Origin of the sequence: Arthrobacter sp. zg-Y238, from assembly GCF_024385525.1 — a bacterium.
GTDB lineage: Bacteria > Actinomycetota > Actinomycetes > Actinomycetales > Micrococcaceae > Arthrobacter_B > Arthrobacter_B jinronghuae.
The window spans coordinates 192,030-209,016 of record NZ_JANFLU010000001.1; the positions used below are offsets into that span (position 1 = coordinate 192,030).

Genomic DNA, 16,987 nt, shown 5'->3' on the forward strand with positions numbered 1-16,987 from the left:
GAACAGATTAGAGCTGTTCGACGGTAATGCTGTTGATAACCACGTCTTCGGCCGGCTTGTCGCGTCCGTCGGTGGAAACCGCGTTGAGCTGGTCCACCAGTGCACGCGACTCGTCGTCGGCAACCTCACCGAAGATGGTGTGCTTGCCCTGCAGCCACGTGGTGGGCACGGAGGTGATGAAGAACTGCGAGCCGTTGGTACCCCGGCCCATCTGGACACCCGCGTTGGCCATGGCCAGCTTGTACGGGGCGGAGAAGTCGAGATCGGGGTTGATCTCGTCGTCGAACTGGTAGCCCGGTCCGCCGGTGCCGCGGCCCAGGGGGTCGCCGCCCTGGATCATGAAGTCCTTGATGATGCGGTGGAAGATCGTTCCGTCGTAGAGCGGACGGGTGGTCTTCTCACCCGTTGCCGGATCGGTCCACTCGATTTCGCCGGTGGCCAGGCCCACGAAGTTCTTGACCGTCTTGGGGGCGTGATTTCCGAACAGGTTGACACGGATGTCACCCATGGAAGTGTGGATGGTTGCTTTTGCTGTAGGAATAGCAGTCATAAGGACATTGTTCCACGGCGCTTCTACGCGTGGGCGGAATCTGCCGTGTTCAGCGCACAGTGAAAACCGCGCCCTGTCAGGGCCCTTGATAGCAGAGACCCGCAGGAACACGTAGGCTAAGGCTGAAACGACAACTATCCCGGGAGGTAGTTTTGAAGAAGGACCGCATGACCCATGATCTCGAAGCCAATGTTGCAGCAGGCATCGTGACTGCCCGCGAGTGGGCAACACCCAAGGTCGACGCAGCCAAGGGCTGGGCCGTTCCGCGGATTGAAAAGGGGATCGAGACCGCATCTCCGAAGATCCAGGACGGCATCAAGCGCGCTGCTGATGAAATCGCCCAGGGCGTAGCCACCGTCACGCCCCGCATCCAGGGCGGGCTCGAGAAGGTTGGGCCGCGCATCAGCCACGCAGTGGATGAAGCCGCTCCGCGCATTCAGAACACCCTGGACCGTGCTACCCCGGCACTGAACACGGCCAAGGACCGGGTTGTCGATGATTACATTCCCGCCCTGTCCACGCGCATCGGGGTTGCCGCAGACAGCGTTTCGCGCAGCCTGACCGCTGCCAACGTACCCGTGCAGACGGCCGTTGCGAAGGTTACGGGAAACAAGAAGGCACTGAAGCGGGCACAGAAGGCGGCCGCGCAGGCTGCCAAGGAAGCCCGCAAGAACCAGAAGAGCGGCGGCAAGGGCTGGCTGGTCTTCGGCATCATTGCAGCGGCAGTAACGGCCGGAGTGGCCGCCTGGCGCGCTTCCCGTCCGGTCGAGGATCCGTGGAAGACACCGGCTCCCAAGCCTGCCGCCGGCACCGGCGCAGCGCCCAAGCCGGCAACCACCACCCCGGCAACGGCTCCTGCCAGCACCGGTGCTTCCTCGGCCGCTGCGGCCAAGCCGGCAGAGGCCACCACGCCCATTGTCGAGGTGCCCAAGCCGACGCCGGCGGCTAAGCCTGCCGCAAAGACCACGGACGCCGCTGCGCCCGCACCGTCTGATACCGCGGAGACCGTTGCCAGCATCAAGGAAGCGGCCGAGCGCGCTGCTGCCCGGTCCGGCGAGAAGGCCTCCGAGGCCGGCAAGCACACCAAGGAAACCACCGGCGACGCCAAGGATGCTGCAAAGCCCTCCGGCGCCCATTCGGAGAACAACACCGGCAAGTAGCAGAACCGGTTCGGGCATCGGCTAGGGCCGGACCGGACAAGTACTGAAGAAGGAGGGCTCCGCCTATGGCGGAGCCCTCCTTCTCTGCTTTGGCAGACTCTGCTTTGAAACCCCTGCCTAGAGCTGGTCCCCGCCAAGGGCCGGCGGGGCGGGAGGCACCTGCTGAGCGGTTGCCGCTGACCGTCTGCGGAGCCTGCCCTGGCCGGCAACGACAACCGTTAGTCCGGCCAGGATTAGTGCCAGTCCCGCGTAAGTACCGGCGGGAAGCTGCTCGTCAAGGAAGACGGCCGCCAGGATGGCCGCTCCCGGGATCTCCAGCAGGATGATCATGGACACGACCAGCGGACTCATCACGGCCAGCAGGTGATTAAACACTGTGTGGCCCAGGATCTGCGCCACCACGGTCACTCCAAGGATCCCCAGCCACGCCGCCGGCGGGAAGCCGACAATAGGCTGCCGGAAGGCTGCACACAGGGCCAGGAGGAGCAGCGCGCAGGCACCGTAGCAGAGGGTTGTATAGATGCCCGTAGACATCGATTCCCGGGCCTTCCCGCCGGCAATCGTGTACACGCCCGCCAGGGCGCCTCCGGCCACCGCGAGGACGTCACCGAAGAGCGCCTCCCGGGACAGGCCCAGATCGAACCCGGAAATCACCAGCACGCCTGCAAATGCGGCCGCGAGTCCCGCCAGGACCACGGGCGGAACCCGGATACCCCGCAGGACATTGAACAACGCGATCCAGCCGGCCTGCAGGCATACCAATGCCGTGGCGGCCGCAACAGAGGTCAACTGCAGCGAGGTGATGAAGCAGGCAAAGTGGAGCGCCAGCGCGACAGCGGCAATGGCGGTCCACTTATAGTCCCGGGCGGTGAGCTGCCCGAACTCCCGACGCCGGCCCAGCACGGCCGGAGTACCCATCAGCACCGCGCCGATGGCATTGCGCCAGAAAGCAATGGCCAAAGCCGGAGCCGCGGTAGCGGCCATAATGGGACCGGAAGCGGAGACGCCCAGCACTCCTACCACCGCGAGGAAAATATTCACAGGCCAACACTAGTGCAGGACAGCCGGGCCCCGGCGCTGCGGCAGGGGCAGGGATCCTGCGAAGAGCCGGCCATCCCTGATGGGTGAAACGCAGAAGGTCCCCGCTCCGAAGAGCGGGGACCTTCTGTATTCGGTGGAGGCACGGGGACTCGAACCCCGAACCCCCTGCTTGCAAAGCAGGTGCGCTACCAATTGCGCCATGCCCCCGAAATGAGAACTTATCCAGTATAACCTACTGTTGCCCTAGGTTATGACCAGGAAGCTGTTTGGTTTTAGTCGACCTTGTCGGTCGATTCCTTCCAAACGGTCTTCTCAGCAGCAGTTTCCTGCCACTTCTTGAAAGCAAAGACTCCCGCAGCCGCAGCTGCCGTTACTGCCAGCAACTTCTTCACGGAATCCTCCTTGCCGTTGTGGTCCACCTCTTGCAAGGTGTTCCGTGGGCGTACCAGGACTTGAACCTGGGACCTCTTCGTTATCAGCGAAGCGCTCTAACCGCCTGAGCTATACGCCCCGAACCTCTTCGGGCCGAGATATGACTTTACCGTACCTTCGGCCCCGCGCCAAATCGAGTGGTTTTCCGGTTCCGGAGGCGCTGTTTGAAGCGCTGTTTGAACTCCTCCGGAACCGGAAAACGCTAGTCGTCTGTCAGTGTGACACCAATGCCGCCCACCAGGGTGGAGGCGATGTTGTACAACACGGCTGCGAGCATCGACAGCGCCGTCAGCAGCAGGACGTTCACCACGGCGATGATGGTCGCAAAGGAAACCACCTGTCCCAGCGAGGCAAAGTCACGGAGGTCGAAGCCGCCGGACTCGCTGCCGGCAATCTCGCCCAGCAGCGTGTTGACGCGGTCAAAGATGCCGGTCAGGTCCAGCACGGTCCACAGCACAATGGCAGCCACCACGGTGACGACGCCCAGCGCCACGGACAGCAGGAAGGCCATTTTCAGGACGGACCAGGGATCGATCTTGCTGACCAGCAGCCGGGCCTTGCGGGCCTTGGCCTTGGGAGCGGGCTTCACCAGCGGCTGGCGGTTACCCGAGGTGCTCTGACCCCCTCCAGGACGCTGGGCAGGGCGGGCGGGGGTTTTCACCCGCGGCCCGCCGCCCGAGGACGACCTAGGGCTTGGGTTGGTCGAGCTCACTCGCTACCTCCATCTTGTGCTGACTGTGCATCGGGCGCAGCCGTTTCATTTGTAGACAACGGTACTTCATCGCCTGTGGGCGCCACAGGTGCCGCCCCGGCGGCTGCCAGGGCCGCTGCGGAAGTTCCGTCCGATGGTTCAGCGTCCTCTTCAATAGCCAGGTCGCGCTCGGAATTGCGGGCAACGGCGATGATCCGGTCATTCTTGTCCGGCTTGGCGAAGATAACTCCCATCGTGTCGCGCCCCTTGGACGGCACGCCGGTGACGGAAGAGCGGACTACCTTGCCGCCCTGCATAACCACCAGTACTTCGTCCTCTTCCTGGACCACCATGGCGCCGACCAGATGGCCGCGTTCCTCGGCGAGTTTGCCGACCTTGATGCCGAGGCCGCCGCGGCCCTGGACACGGTATTCGTCCGAGCTCGTGCGCTTGGCATAGCCGCCTTCGGTCACCGTGAAGACAAACGAGTCCTCGGTAACGACGTCGGCCGCCAACAGTTCGTCGTCTTCCCGGAACTTCATGCCCGTAACGCCGGACGTGGCCCGTCCCATGGGGCGCAGGGCATCGTCGGTGGCCGTGAAGCGCAGCGACTGGCCCATGCGGGAAACCAGCATCAGGTCATCCGTTTCGGAAACCAGCTGGGCCGAGACCAGTTCGTCGCCGTCCCGCAGGTTGATGGCGATGACGCCGGCGGAACGGTTGGTGTCATAGTCCGCCAGCCGGGTCTTCTTCACGAGTCCGCGCTTGGTGGCGAGCACCAGGTACGGAGCGGCGTCGTAGTCCGGCAGTGCCAGGACCTGGGCGATGTGCTCGTCGGGCTGGAAGGCCAGAAGGTTGGCCACGTGCTGGCCCTTGGCATCCCGGCCTGCTTCTGTCAGTTCGTAGGCCTTGGCCCGGTAGACCCGGCCCAGATTGGTGAAGAACAGCAGCCAGTGGTGCGTGGTGGTGACGAAGAAGTGCTCGACGACGTCGTCCCCGCGCAGCTGGGCGCCCTTGATGCCCTTGCCGCCGCGGGCCTGCTGACGGTAGTTGTCGCTGCGGGTGCGCTTGACGTAGCCGCCGCGGGTGATGGTGACCACCATTTCCTCTTCGGGAATGAGGTCTTCCATGCTCATATCGCCGTCGTAGCCCATGAGGATGTGCGTGCGGCGGTCATCGCCGTACTTGTCGGCAATTTCCTGCAGTTCCTCGCTGACAATCTGCCGCTGGCGCTCGTCGGAGGCCAGGATGACGTTGTACTCGGCGATTTCCGCTTCGAGCTTGGCATGCTGGTCCTGGATTTTCTGGCGTTCCAGGGCAGCCAGGCGGCGCAGCTGCATGTCCAGGATCGCCTGGGACTGGATCTCGTCGATTTCCAGCAGACCCATCAGGCCGTTCCGGGCGTCCTCGACGGTGGAGGAACGGCGGATCAAGGCAATGACCTCGTCCAGTGCGTCCAGCGCCTTGAGCAGGCCGCGCAGGATGTGGGCGGCTTCCTCGGCCTTGCGCAGCCGGTACCGGGTGCGGCGCACAATGACTTCGAGCTGGTGGGTAACCCAGTGCCGGATGAAGGCATCCAGGCTCAGGGTGCGGGGGACGCCGTCCACAATGGCCAGCATGTTGGCACCGAAGTTGTCCTGCAGCTGGGTGTGCTTGTACAGGTTGTTCAGGACCACCTTGGCGACGGCGTCGCGCTTGAGCACGATCACCAGGCGCTGGCCGGTGCGGCCGGAGGTTTCGTCGCGCATGTCGGCGATGCCGGTGATCTTGCCGTCCTTGACCAGCTCGGCGATCTTGACGGCCAGGTTGTCCGGGTTGGCCTGGTAGGGCAGCTCGGTGACCACCAGGCAGGTGCGGCCCTGGAGTTCCTCGACGTTGACCACGGCACGCATGGTGATGGAGCCGCGGCCGGTGCGGTAGGCATCCTCGATGCCCTTATGCCCCAGGATCTGCGCGCCGGTGGGGAAGTCCGGACCCTTGACCCGGCGGATCAGTTCTTCAAGCAGCTCATCATTGGGCGCGTCCGGGTTCTGCAGGTACCACTGGACCCCGTCAACAACTTCCCGCAGGTTGTGCGGCGGGATGTTGGTGGCCATGCCCACGGCAATGCCGGAGGAGCCGTTGACCAGGAGGTTCGGGAACCGGGACGGCAGGATGGTCGGTTCCTGGTTGCGGCCGTCGTAGTTGTCCTGGAAATCAACGGTTTCCTCGTCGATGTCCCGGACCATTTCCATGGCCAGCGGAGCCATCTTGGTTTCCGTGTAACGGGGCGCCGCAGCGCCGTCGTTACCCGGGGAACCGAAGTTGCCCTGTCCCAGGGCCAGCGGGTAGCGCATGGTCCAGTCCTGGATCAGGCGGACCAGGGCGTCGTAGATCGCCGAGTCGCCGTGCGGGTGGTACTGGCCCATGACCTCGCCGACCACGCGGGCGCACTTGTTGAAGGAGCGGTCCGGACGGTAGCCGCCGTCGAACATCGCGTAGAGCACGCGGCGGTGCACGGGCTTCAGGCCGTCCCGCACGTCGGGAAGGGCTCGTCCCACAATGACCGCCATGGCGTAGTCAAGGTAGGAGCGCTGCATCTCGGTCTGCAGGTCGATCTGCTCAACCCGGTCTGTCAGTGCGGTCCCGGCCAGGGGAGTCTCGTCCCCGGTTACCTCGGGAGTCTCATCACTCATAGTTCTGCTTCCGTTTCTAAGTCGCTAAAGTCCATGCTCTCCGGCAGCCAGTCGCCGGCACTGAATCCGCTAGATGTCCAGGAAGCGCACGTCCTTGGCGTTCTGCTGGATGAAGCTGCGGCGGGACTCGACGTCTTCGCCCATCAGCACCGAGAAGACCTGGTCCACGGCCGCTGCGTCATCCATGGTGACCTGCAGCAGCGTGCGGTGGTCGGGGTCCATGGTGGTGTCCCAGAGTTCGGTGTAGTCCATCTCGCCCAGGCCCTTGTAGCGCTGGATGCCGTTGTCCTTCGGCAGGCGCTGGTTGTTGGCCAGGCCCCGGGTGATGACTTCGTCCCGCTCACGGTCGCTGTAGACGTAGTCGTGGGCGTGGTTGGACCATTTGATGCGGTACAGCGGCGGCTGGGCCAGGTACACGTAACCGTTTTCGATCAACGGACGCATGTAGCGGAAAAGCAGCGTCAGCAGCAGGGTGGTGATGTGCTGGCCGTCGACGTCGGCATCGGCCATCAGCACGATCTTGTGGTACCGGGCCTTCTCCACATCGAAGTCCTCGCCGATTCCGGCACCGAACGCGGTGATCATGGCCTGGACTTCGGCGTTGCTGAGGGCCCGGTCCAAGCGGGCACGTTCCACGTTCAGGATCTTGCCGCGCAGCGGCAGGATGGCCTGGGTTTCGGGGTTGCGTCCGCGGACTGCCGAACCGCCTGCGGAGTCGCCCTCCACAATGTAGATTTCCGACTTCGACGGATCCTTGGAGGAGCAGTCCTTCAGCTTGCCGGGCATGCCGCCGGATTCCAGGAGTCCCTTGCGGCGCGTGGATTCGCGGGCCTTGCGGGCCGCGAGGCGGGCCTGGGAGGCCTGGATGGACTTGCGGATCACGTCGCGGGCCGGGCCCGGGTTGCGTTCAAGCCAGTCACCGAGCTGGTCGGTGACCACCCGCTGGACAAACCCCTTGACCTCGGAGTTGCCCAGCTTGGTCTTGGTCTGGCCTTCGAACTGCGGTTCGGCGAGCTTGACCGAAATGACGGCGGTCAGCCCTTCACGGATGTCATCGCCGGTGAGGTTGTCATCCTTTTCCTTGATGATGTTCTTCTCGCGGGCGTACCTGTTGATCAAGGACGTCATGGCGGCACGGAAGCCCTCTTCGTGCGTTCCGCCCTCATGCGTGTTGATCGTGTTGGCATAGGTGTGGACGCTCTCGGAGTACGCAGTGGTCCACTGCATGGCCATTTCCACGGCCATCTTCTTGTCCGAGTCCTCGGTTTCAAAGGCGATCACGTCATCGTGGACAACTTCGACCTTCTTCGCGGAGTTCAGGTACTTGACGTAGTCGAGCAGTCCATCCGCGTAGAGGTAGTCCACCGTGCGGTGCTTCGGAGCCGCGTCCGCGTCAGTGGTTTCGGCGATCTCCTCGGTTTCCTCTTCCAGCGTGCGCTCATCCGTGAGCCGGATGCGCAGGCCCTTGTTCAGGAAAGCCATCTGCTGGAAGCGGGCACGCAGGGTCTCGAAGTCGAACTCGGTGGTCTCGAAGATCGCCGGATCCGGGTAGAACGTCTGGGTGGTGCCGGTTTCGCTGGTTTCTTCGCCCTGGCGCAGCTCGCCGACGGGGTTTCCGCCGTTCGCGAAGCTCTGCCGCCAGACAAAACCCTGCCGGCGTACTTCAGTTTCCACCCGCTCTGAGAGCGCGTTGACCACGGAGATACCAACGCCGTGGAGGCCGCCGGACACTGCATAACCGCCGCCGCCGAACTTGCCGCCGGCGTGCAGGATGGTCATAACAACCTGGACGGTGGGGATGCCTTCGGTGGGATGAAGATCCACGGGAATGCCGCGGCCGTTGTCAGTGACGCGCACGCCGCCGTCGGACTGCAGAACCACTTCAATGTGGTCGCAGTAGCCTGCCAGCGCCTCATCCACGGAGTTATCCACCACTTCATACACCAGGTGGTGCAGACCGCGGGGGCCGGTGGAACCGATGTACATGCCCGGGCGCTTGCGGACCGCTTCAAGGCCTTCCAGAACCGTGATTTCATTCGCGCCGTATTCCACGGGGGTGGCCTTTTCCGGCGCGGCGTGGTCCTCTGGTGTTACCTCTGAGTTGTCCATCTCATTGTCGTTAGCCACAGGTGCTGTCGACTCCTCTTGTGTTCGTCAGAATTGAAGCCTCCCCAGCGGACAGGCATCTCCACTCTCAATTCTACCGCGCCACGGGGGACAAACCTGTCCAAAACACCCCCTGACAGGCCACTAATGACGCTTTGAAGCGAATCGGAGCGCACCGGATAGGGGCGGATACCAGCCAGGGGGTTCTCCGGCCCCTAACCGCCTCCTGTACGGGCGGGATTTCAGTCCCTTCCGTACAGGCGACCGAGATGCCGAGCGGTCCGGTCTACCCGTAGGTATCCCGGGGCCCCCGCCCTTTGACGCTGCGAAGTCCCTTGCGCCAGTTCGGCGCCGCCGGGCCGATGACCTCGATCTTGGTGACGACGCCGGAACCGAGTTCAGCGTCGAATCGTGCAATCAGGGTGTCCCGCAGCAGCCGGAGCTGGGTGGCCCAGGCCGTCGAGTCGCACCGAACCTGCACCGTGGTGTCCTGAAAGGACTCCGGTTTGCAGTGCGCGCTGACTTCGCTTCCCACCAGCTCTTCCCAGCGGGAAATCACCGATCCGACGGCGACGGGAGAGTTCCAGCCGCGTTCATTCACGAAGCGGGTGAAGACATTGCCCAGGCCCTGCGGGTCCCGCCCGACATACTCGCCGGGGATAAAGGGGGCCTGCCGGCTGCGGCCGGTCTTGCGCCGGGTTGCGGGGGTGCGCTGGTTTCCGCGGGCCTGTGCAGCCTGGCGCATGCGGTTGAGCTGCTCACGGGCGGCGTCGGGCCGGCCTTCGGGCTCCTCACCGGGGAGCACGGGCTCAGGAGACGGGCACACTGACGCCTCCCGGGATCACGTTAATGACCCGCCCTGCCAGTGATTCCGGGATGTCGTCGCCAACAGCCGCAGTCACCAGTACCTGCTCGGCTCCAGCCACAATTCCGGCGAGCCGCTGCCGGCGCTGCACATCCAGCTCCGCAAACACGTCGTCCAGGATCAGGATCGGCCCGGAACCGGGGGTGGAATCGTCGCTGGTCAGCAGGTAGTAGGACCCCAGGCGAAGGGACAGGGCGAAGGACCAGGTTTCCCCGTGGGAGGCATACCCCTTGGCGGGCGCCTGTCCGAGGATCAGCTCCAGTTCGTCTCGGTGCGGACCCACCAGGGAGATCCCTCGTTCAAGCTCGCGCCTGCGGTTGGCGGCGAATGCCTGCAGGAACCGCTCCGTGAGTTCCGGAACGGTCAAGGAATACAACTCGTCCGGATCCTGGGAACCTTCCACCGCGCCGTCGTCGTTGACGGTTCCCTGCAGGGTGGACCGATAGACCGCCCGGGCAGCCTTCGAGCCGTCGGTGAGGTCTCGGTAGGCCGCCTGCAGGTGAGGCTGCAGGCGTTGGAGCGCCTCGAGCCGGGCGGCCACCAGCTGGGCGCCGGCTACGGCCATGTGCTGGTCCCATACGTCCAGGGTTGCCTCGTGCGCGGAGGTGACACGGCCGGCGGCCCGTGCAGATTTCAGCAGGGCGTTCCGCTGCTTCAGCACGCGGTCGTAGTCCGAGCGGGTTGCCGCATGGCGGGGCACCAGGGAAACGATCAATTCATCCAGGAAACGACGGCGGCTACCGGGATCGCCCTTGACCAGTGCCAGGTCCTCGGGCGCGAAGAGCACCGTCCGGCACAGGCCCAGGATGTCCCGGGCACGAACCGGATTGGCGCGGTTGATCCGGGCCCGGTTGCCGCGGCCGGGGTTCAGTTCCAGCTCGACGCCGGTGGCCTGGGAGCCCCGCACCAGGCGGGCCCGGATCAGTGCCTGTTCGGCATCGAAGTTCACCAACGGGCCATCCGTGCTCACCCGGTGGGAAGACAGCGTGGCCAGATAGCCGATTGCCTCGACAATGTTGGTTTTGCCCGTGCCGTTGGGTCCGACAAATACGGTGACCCCGGGTCCGAGCCGGATGTCCAGCTGCGGATAACTGCGGTAGCCCGTCAGGGAGAGGTGGTCAACGTACATGGGTTCTGATCCTCTCCTGTCCGTCGGGCCTGTCGGGCCGCCGGCCGTTTCCTGCCAGCGGGCTGCCCACTACTCAACAGGCCATTGTCAAATTGTGTTACATCGACATTGTTACGCCGTTTTTTCGACGCCATCGCCCGCGGGTCGCCGGGATGATGACCGGTAAGCCGGGCCTGCGGGCGGCGAACTACTGGTTCGGCAGACGTACCGGCATCAGCAGGTAGCGGTAGTCGGCCTGGTCATCGCCGGTGAGCTCTTCCTGGGCGGAAATCACTGCCGGCTTGGGCGGCGTCGTGAAGGAGAAGCGGACATATTTGCTCGGGAACGCGCTCAGGCCTTCGCTCAGGTAGTGCGGGTTGAAGGCGACCGTGATGTCGTCGCCTACCAATGCCGCTTCCAGTGCTTCAGATGCCTGGGCGTCTTCGCCGGTACCGGCATCAAGGGAGAGCTGGCCATCGGTGAAGGCCAGGCGGACCGGTGTATTCCGTTCGGCTACGAGGGAAACTCGACGTACGGCTTCCACCAGCGCAGAGGTTTCCACCGTGGCGTGGATAGGCGTGTTTTCGGGGAAAAGAGAGCGGATCTTGGGGTAATCGCCGTCTACCAGCAGCGAGGTGGTGCGCCGGCCGCCGCTTTCAAAGCCGATAAGTTCGCTGTCATCGGACAAGGCGATGTTGAGGTCCCCTGCGCCGCCGAGGGTCTTGGCCACCTCGTTGAGTGTCTTGGCTTTGACGAGTGCACTGGTGGAAATCCCCGGAGTAGCCGGTTTCCAGGACAGTTCCCTCAGCGCCAGACGGTACCGGTCGGTGGCCAGGAAAGTGATGAGATCATCTTCGATTTCCATCCGCACACCCGTGAGGATGGGCAGGGTGTCATCCCGGCTGGCGGCAATGATGACCTGCGACACGGCCTGTGCGAAAGCATCGCCGTCGACGACGCCGCTCACCTCGGGCAGGGCCGGCAGTTCCGGATATTCGGCTTCAGGCATGGTCGCGAGGTTGAACCGGCTGTTGCGGCAGGTCAGCGTGACCTTCGAACCGTCGGTTTCAACTTCCACCGGAGCCGAAGGAAGGCTGCGGCAGATCTCGGCCAGCAGGCGGCCGGAAACCAGGATGGTGCCTTCTTCGCTGATGTCGGCCGGAATCTGGAGACGTGCGGAAATTTCGTAATCGAAGCTGGCGATGCTCAGGGAACCGTTTTCAGCCTTGATAAGCAGCCCCGAAAGGACCGGAACCGGCGGGCGCGGAGACAGGGAACGTGCTGTCCACGTGACGGCCTCGGCCAGGACATCCCGCTCAACTCGAAACTTCACTGAAGGGTGCCGCCTTTCGCAACGTACTTCTCAGTACAACTGATCTTGTCTTGAACTCGTGTGAGCTATGTGGTGGTGGAACGCGGGAAGCATCCGCCGACGTGTCCGGGTAGGAGCGGATAGACGTGCATTCAGCTCCAGCTACCGGACCGTACGGGTTTACACGCGAATGACAACCATACTCTGTGACAGCTTAGCCCTGTCCGGTGGTGAACTGCACCGGAGCGGGACCGGAGAGGCGACGGTCAGGTGCTGGCCGACAGTCTGGTCTATGAGTTTTTCATTGGATGTGTCGGGTGGTTCGAGGTGTCCGGGAGCTTAGTTGTTATTTGGTGGAACCCAATTTCTTAAGATCCGTAGTGTTAATAACTCCTGTGGATACTGTGGATAACCCCTCACACCGGGGCGTCCCGGCCGTTTAAGCCTGTTGATAACCTGTGGACTCGCTGCAGCGGCCGTGCTCGGGGCTGTTGGAAACTTTTTAAGGGTTCCGCGTATCCACAGGGAAGCGTGGGTAACCAGGGGTTGTCCACCGGGTTATCCACACCCTTGTCCACAAATGTTAATTTCGAGCCCCTGCGGGGCTCTTTTTTGCCGGTGTTCAGGCCTCGCGCTGCTGCTGCTTGATCCTGTTGGTCAGTTCAGTCACCTGGTTGTAGATAGCCCGCCGTTCGGCCATCAGTTCGCGGATCTTGCGGTCCGCGTGGATCACCGTCGTGTGGTCCCGCCCGCCCAGTTCCTGGCCGATCTTGGGCAGGGACATGTCCGTCAGTTCCCGGCACAGGTACATGGCGATCTGCCGGGCGGTGACCAGGGTGCGGGTCCGGGACTTGCTGCAGAGTTCTTCGAGGCTGATCTGGAAGTAGGCGGCAGTCTGCCCGAGGATTGACGCGGCTGTAATTTCCTGGGCGCCGTCGTCGGTAATCAGGTCCTTCAGGACAATCTCGGCCAGACCGACATCCACCTGCTGCCGGTTCAGGCTGGCGAAGGCGGTTACGCGGATCAGTGCACCTTCAAGTTCCCGGATGTTGGTCGAAATCTTGGACGCGATGTATTCCAGGACGTCGTCCGGAGCGCTGAGACTGTCCCCGATTGCCTTCTTCCGCAGAATCGCGATGCGGGTTTCGAGCTCCGGCGGCTGCACATCCGTCAACAGGCCCCATTCAAACCGCGACCGCATCCGTTCCTCGAAACCGGAAAGCTGCTTGGGCGGCAGGTCCGAGGTGATGACCACCTGCTTGTTGTGGTTGTGCAGGGCGTTGAACGTGTGGAAGAACTCCTCCTGGGTGGCGTCCTTGTTGGCCAGGAACTGAATGTCATCAATCAGCAGGATGTCCACGTTGCGGTACAGCTGTTTGAAGCTGGCGCCTTCGTCATAGCGGATGGAGTTGATGAAGTCGTTCGTGAACTCCTCCGAGTTCACGTAGCGGACGCGGATACCGGTGTACAGGTGCCGGGCATAGTGGCCGATGGCATGAAGGAGATGGGTTTTGCCCAACCCGGAGTCCCCGTAGATGAACAAGGGGTTGTAGGCCTTCGCCGGAGCTTCAGCAACGGCTACGGCGGCCGCATGGGCAAACCTGTTGGACGAACCGATAACGAAGGTCTCGAAGACGTACTTCGGATTGAGGCGGCCGAATTCCTGGCTGGTGCTCGGCGGCGTCGGGGAAGGCGCGCCGCTTTCGCCGGAGGGTACGGGACTGGGGGCCGCCGGCTGCTCTTCGGGTTCCGGTTCGGCTTCGGCCACGGGAGTGAGGTCGGAGTCAATGACGAAAGCACACTGGATATCGGCCTGGAAAACGCCGCGAAGGACTTCGTCGAGGATGTTCTTCAGCTGCGTCTGCAGCACTTCACGAGTCAGTTCGTTGGGTACCGCAACCAGAAGAGTGGTGCCGATCAGGCCCTGGGCCTGCGCAAGCACCACGAATCCACGCTGTCGGGGAGTGACCCTGTCATCGGTCTCCAGAGTCCGAATGACCTTGCGCCAAGAGCTGCCCACATCGTTGATTTCGTCCGTACCCACAAAAACCTCTCATGACGCCCTGCGGCTGTCTAAGAAAACTCGGGATCCCGGTGGGGATCCCGGCACTTCATCCACAGAGTTATGCACAGATAGTGGATAAAGTACCCGTCGCCAAGCCTAGAGGATGATTTCCCGTGGTGGTAGCTGGAAATCCGCCTGTACAAGGGCCTGTTGGCTCCCTCACAGGGCACTTGGCCGCAGGATACCCACAGCAGTTGTCCACAGCTGTTGAAAAATCTGGGTGCACAACCGGATGTGCGGACTATCCACAGGGTATCCACAGCCCGGCGCAGGCTGTGGATTACCCGGGGTCCGAGCCCGGTTTGACTGGCGCCCCCGTCTCACCTAACGTTGAGTAGTCCTTTGTGTCTGCTATCTGTACTCACACATGCCCTGCAGGGGTTCTGGAAATCAGGGTCCAGGTCCGGGCGAGTACAGACAGACACATGAAACAAAGCGCCGCTTGTTCTTCCCCCTTGTCGCAACAAGTGCCGGCGCGACTCAAGATTGTCTTGGAGTAACTACCGTGAGCAAGCGGACTTTTCAGCCGAATAACCGCCGTCGTGCCAAGAAGCACGGCTTCCGCCTTCGCATGCGTACCCGTGCCGGCCGTGCCATCCTTTCCGCACGCCGTGGCAAGGGCCGTACCGAACTGTCGGCCTAAATAACCTCAAAGTTTGTCGATGCTGCCTCTTAGCAGCTTTACCCCGGATTCCAGGTGGTCCTAATGCTGGCCGTACGGAACCGGGTAAGGGTATCGGCAGATTTTTCTCGTACTGTACGTTCCGGTGCCCGCAGTGGGCGCCGGAACGTAGTGCTATATGCGCTTCCTACGGGTGACCAGCCGAGCCGCATAGGCTTTATAGTGGCCAAATCCGTCGGGAACGCGGTGACACGCAACCTCGTTAAGAGAAGACTGAGGGAAGCGGCAGCGCAGAGCCTCGCTCTCCACCCCACCGGGTTTGACGTGGTGGTGCGGGCCTTGCCTGCTTCCGCGTCGGCGTCGTGGCCGGCACTAAGTGCGGACTACCACAGCGCCTTGAACGCCTGCATAGCCAAACTTTCGCAGCTTTAGACATGTCAGGTGAGGAAGGATGAGCCAGCGATGAGGGACTCCGGATCTATTCCGTTGAGGGCCTTGATTGCTGTTGCCCGTTTCTTATGGAACCTCCCGCGCATGCTCCTCATCGGCCTGCTGATGGCGTACCGGAAGGCCGTTTCGCCCCTCTACGGCCAGGTCTGCCGATTTTTCCCTTCGTGTTCCGCCTATGCCCTCGAAGCAGTCACCGTCCACGGAGCCGTAAAAGGTTCCTGGCTGGCTTTCCGACGGCTTATCCGCTGCCATCCTTGGAACGGCGGCGGCGTGGACCACGTACCTGATGGACACCGGATTTGGGACTCAACGAATGTCCCGAGGATCATTGTGCTGAATCACCCCGTGATTCCAGCTGACGAAGACAGCCGCTCGGCGGCCTGAGGAGAGTAAATGGGTTTCTTCGAGACGATACTGTTCCCCTTTAAGTGGGTAGTGTCATGGATCATGTGGATCTTCCACGAGGGATTCGTTTTCCTCGGGATGGATGCCGCATCCGGGTGGACCTGGACGTTGTCCATCATCGGCTTGGTGATCGTGATCCGCGCCGCGTTGATTCCGGTCTTCGTCAAGCAGATCAAGGCGCAGCGCGGAATGCAGTCCCTGCAGCCCGATCTGCGCAAGCTGCAGCAGAAGTACAAGGGCAAGACCGACCAGCTTTCGCGTCAGGCAATGACGCAGGAGCAGATGGCCCTGTACAAGAAGCACGGCACCAACCCGTTTGCGGCCTGCCTGCCCATGCTCGTACAGATGCCGTTCTTCTTTGCCCTGTTCCAGGTGCTGAACGGAATTTCCTCGTCCAATGCCGCGGGCGAGGGCCAGGGCGCGCTGTCGCACAGCGCCATCCAGCAGTTCGACGAGGCCACCATCTTCGGTGCCCCGCTGTCCTCATCGCTCCTGCACGGTTTCGGCGACGAAGGCCACTTCTCGGTTGTAGTGCTCTCGATCATCATGATCCTGGCCATGACCGCTTCGCAGTTCATCACGCAGAAGCAGATCATGTCCAAGAACATGTCCGAAGAGGCCCTTGCTAGCCCGTTCATGCGCCAGCAGAAGATGATGCTCTACGTACTGCCCATCGTCTTCGGCGTCGGCGGCATCAACTTCCCCATTGGCGTGCTCATCTACTGGACCACCACCAACCTGTGGACCATGGGACAGCAGTTCTTCGTCATCCGCCGGATGCCTACCCCCGGCTCGCCGGCGGCCAAGGCCCTCGCCGAGCGTCGTGCCCGCAAGGGCCTGCCGATGGCTCCGCTCCTGGGTGAGAAAAAGGGCGAAACGCCCGTAGAGGTACCCGCAGCACCGAAAGGCCAGCGCACCCAGCCTCAGAGGAAGAACAGGAAGAGAAAATGAGCACCGAGCACATTGACGATCCCGCAGTTCCCCTGGAAGACGCTGCCGAACCTGAACAGGTCCGCAGCGGGAGGCTTGAGGAAGAGGGCGACGTAGCCGCCGACTACCTGGAAGAACTCCTGGATATCGCCGACATTGACGGGGATATCGACATTGAGGTCCGGAACGGCCGTACGTACATCTCCGTAGTGTCCGAGGAAGGCGACGACGCCGCTCTTCAGGCCCTGGTGGGACGGGATGGTCAAGTGCTTGAGGCATTGCAGGAACTCACGCGGCTGTCGGTGCTGACGGCCACGGAAAACCGCTCACGGTTGGTCCTGGACATCATTGGCTACCGTGAGGAGCGCGGCGGACAGCTGCAGTCCATAGCTGAGGACGCAGCCAAGCGTGCCAAGGAAACCGGGCAGGAAGTGGCGCTCGTACCCATGAGCGCCTATGAGCGCAAGATTGTTCACGACGCCGTGGCTGAACTTGGCCTGGTCAGTGAATCCGAAGGTGAAGGCGCGGACCGCCACATCGTCGTTTCCCTGCCTGCTTCTTAGTTACCCCACCCG

Annotated in this window: 16 protein-coding genes and 2 tRNA genes; 6 read left to right on the forward strand and 12 right to left on the reverse strand. The window is 62.8% G+C overall.

The genetic code is table 11. The annotated features are described in order from the left end of the window. Nucleotides 1-7: 7 nt before the first annotated feature. Nucleotides 8-550 carry a peptidylprolyl isomerase gene (locus NNX38_RS01020; protein ID WP_229951279.1) on the reverse strand — a complete coding sequence of 181 codons (543 nt, stop codon included), beginning with the start codon at nucleotides 548-550 and terminating at the stop codon, nucleotides 8-10. Between the two features lie 167 nt (nucleotides 551-717). Here NNX38_RS01020 and NNX38_RS01025 point away from each other — a divergent pair, with 167 nt between their 5' ends. After that, on the forward strand, nucleotides 718-1,710 hold the full coding sequence (locus NNX38_RS01025) for a hypothetical protein (protein ID WP_255796316.1): 993 nt from the start codon (nucleotides 718-720) through the stop codon (nucleotides 1,708-1,710). 117 nt (nucleotides 1,711-1,827) lie between these two features. On the opposite strand, the gene NNX38_RS01030 is transcribed toward NNX38_RS01025, so the two are convergent. The 11 genes from NNX38_RS01030 to dnaA all read right to left on the reverse strand — a co-directional run bounded on the left by NNX38_RS01030 (nucleotide 1,828) and on the right by dnaA (nucleotide 13,984). Then, nucleotides 1,828-2,751, reverse strand: a complete 924-nt coding sequence (locus NNX38_RS01030) for a DMT family transporter (RefSeq protein WP_255796317.1) — start codon at nucleotides 2,749-2,751, stop codon at nucleotides 1,828-1,830. A gap of 134 nt (nucleotides 2,752-2,885) precedes the next feature. Further along, nucleotides 2,886-2,958: transfer RNA gene (locus NNX38_RS01035), tRNA-Ala, on the reverse strand. A 65-nt stretch (nucleotides 2,959-3,023) separates the two neighbouring features. Then, nucleotides 3,024-3,143, reverse strand: coding sequence for a DLW-39 family protein (locus NNX38_RS01040; protein WP_229951275.1), 120 nt, complete (start codon nucleotides 3,141-3,143; stop codon nucleotides 3,024-3,026). Between the two features lie 45 nt (nucleotides 3,144-3,188). Continuing rightward, a tRNA-Ile gene (locus NNX38_RS01045) sits at nucleotides 3,189-3,262 on the reverse strand. 123 nt (nucleotides 3,263-3,385) lie between these two features. Beyond that, nucleotides 3,386-3,895, reverse strand: coding sequence for a DUF3566 domain-containing protein (locus NNX38_RS01050; RefSeq protein ID WP_229951273.1), 510 nt, complete (start codon nucleotides 3,893-3,895; stop codon nucleotides 3,386-3,388). Further along, nucleotides 3,892-6,549: a DNA gyrase subunit A gene (gene gyrA / locus NNX38_RS01055; RefSeq protein WP_255796318.1), complete on the reverse strand. Its 2,658-nt coding sequence runs from the start codon at nucleotides 6,547-6,549 to the stop codon at nucleotides 3,892-3,894. Before gyrA ends, NNX38_RS01050 begins: the two co-directional genes overlap by 4 nt. A gap of 69 nt (nucleotides 6,550-6,618) precedes the next feature. Continuing rightward, nucleotides 6,619-8,676, reverse strand: coding sequence for a DNA topoisomerase (ATP-hydrolyzing) subunit B (gene gyrB / locus NNX38_RS01060; protein ID WP_370646346.1), 2,058 nt, complete (start codon nucleotides 8,674-8,676; stop codon nucleotides 6,619-6,621). A gap of 265 nt (nucleotides 8,677-8,941) precedes the next feature. Further along, complete coding sequence (locus NNX38_RS01065; RefSeq protein ID WP_370646347.1) at nucleotides 8,942-9,460, reverse strand: DUF721 domain-containing protein; 519 nt, start codon at nucleotides 9,458-9,460, stop codon at nucleotides 8,942-8,944. Nucleotides 9,461-9,464: 4 nt separating this feature from the next. Further along, the gene (gene recF / locus NNX38_RS01070) at nucleotides 9,465-10,649 is read right to left on the reverse strand and encodes a DNA replication/repair protein RecF (protein WP_255796319.1); all 1,185 of its coding nucleotides are present in this window, start codon (nucleotides 10,647-10,649) and stop codon (nucleotides 9,465-9,467) included. A 187-nt stretch (nucleotides 10,650-10,836) separates the two neighbouring features. Beyond that, on the reverse strand, nucleotides 10,837-11,961 hold the full coding sequence (gene dnaN / locus NNX38_RS01075; protein WP_229951266.1) for a DNA polymerase III subunit beta: 1,125 nt from the start codon (nucleotides 11,959-11,961) through the stop codon (nucleotides 10,837-10,839). 601 nt (nucleotides 11,962-12,562) lie between these two features. Further along, complete coding sequence (dnaA, locus tag NNX38_RS01080; protein ID WP_146359770.1) at nucleotides 12,563-13,984, reverse strand: chromosomal replication initiator protein DnaA; 1,422 nt, start codon at nucleotides 13,982-13,984, stop codon at nucleotides 12,563-12,565. Between the two features lie 526 nt (nucleotides 13,985-14,510). On the opposite strand from dnaA, the gene rpmH reads away from it, so the two are divergent. The 5 genes from rpmH to NNX38_RS01105 all read left to right on the forward strand — a co-directional run bounded on the left by rpmH (nucleotide 14,511) and on the right by NNX38_RS01105 (nucleotide 16,975). Further along, nucleotides 14,511-14,648, forward strand: coding sequence for a 50S ribosomal protein L34 (rpmH, locus tag NNX38_RS01085; protein ID WP_022892375.1), 138 nt, complete (start codon nucleotides 14,511-14,513; stop codon nucleotides 14,646-14,648). Between the two features lie 63 nt (nucleotides 14,649-14,711). Next, entirely contained in the window at nucleotides 14,712-15,059 is a 348-nt protein-coding gene (gene rnpA, locus NNX38_RS01090) for a ribonuclease P protein component (protein WP_255796320.1), read from the forward strand. A gap of 30 nt (nucleotides 15,060-15,089) precedes the next feature. Further along, nucleotides 15,090-15,461 (forward strand): membrane protein insertion efficiency factor YidD, encoded by a 372-nt coding sequence (gene yidD, locus NNX38_RS01095; RefSeq protein ID WP_255796321.1) that lies wholly within the window; start codon nucleotides 15,090-15,092, stop codon nucleotides 15,459-15,461. Nucleotides 15,462-15,470: 9 nt separating this feature from the next. Beyond that, a complete protein-coding gene (yidC, locus tag NNX38_RS01100; protein ID WP_255796322.1) occupies nucleotides 15,471-16,433 on the forward strand; it encodes a membrane protein insertase YidC in 963 nt (320 codons plus the stop codon). After that, nucleotides 16,430-16,975 carry a R3H domain-containing nucleic acid-binding protein gene (locus tag NNX38_RS01105; protein ID WP_255796323.1) on the forward strand — a complete coding sequence of 182 codons (546 nt, stop codon included), beginning with the start codon at nucleotides 16,430-16,432 and terminating at the stop codon, nucleotides 16,973-16,975. Before yidC ends, NNX38_RS01105 begins: the two co-directional genes overlap by 4 nt. Nucleotides 16,976-16,987 lie beyond the last annotated feature (12 nt).

Bases quoted from the DNA above. Each gene is read 5' to 3' on its own strand.
- NNX38_RS01020 (WP_229951279.1), bottom strand. From the start codon at position 550: ATGACTGCTATTCCTACAGCAAAAGCAACCATCCACACTTCCATGGGT.
- NNX38_RS01025 (WP_255796316.1), top strand. From the start codon at position 718: ATGACCCATGATCTCGAAGCCAATGTTGCAGCAGGCATCGTGACTGCC.
- gyrA (WP_255796318.1), bottom strand. From the start codon at position 6,549: ATGAGTGATGAGACTCCCGAGGTAACCGGGGACGAGACTCCCCTGGCC.
- recF (WP_255796319.1), bottom strand. From the start codon at position 10,649: ATGTACGTTGACCACCTCTCCCTGACGGGCTACCGCAGTTATCCGCAG.
- rnpA (WP_255796320.1), top strand. From the start codon at position 14,712: ATGCTGGCCGTACGGAACCGGGTAAGGGTATCGGCAGATTTTTCTCGT.
- yidD (WP_255796321.1), top strand. From the start codon at position 15,090: ATGAGGGACTCCGGATCTATTCCGTTGAGGGCCTTGATTGCTGTTGCC.
- yidC (WP_255796322.1), top strand. From the start codon at position 15,471: ATGGGTTTCTTCGAGACGATACTGTTCCCCTTTAAGTGGGTAGTGTCA.
- NNX38_RS01105 (WP_255796323.1), top strand. From the start codon at position 16,430: ATGAGCACCGAGCACATTGACGATCCCGCAGTTCCCCTGGAAGACGCT.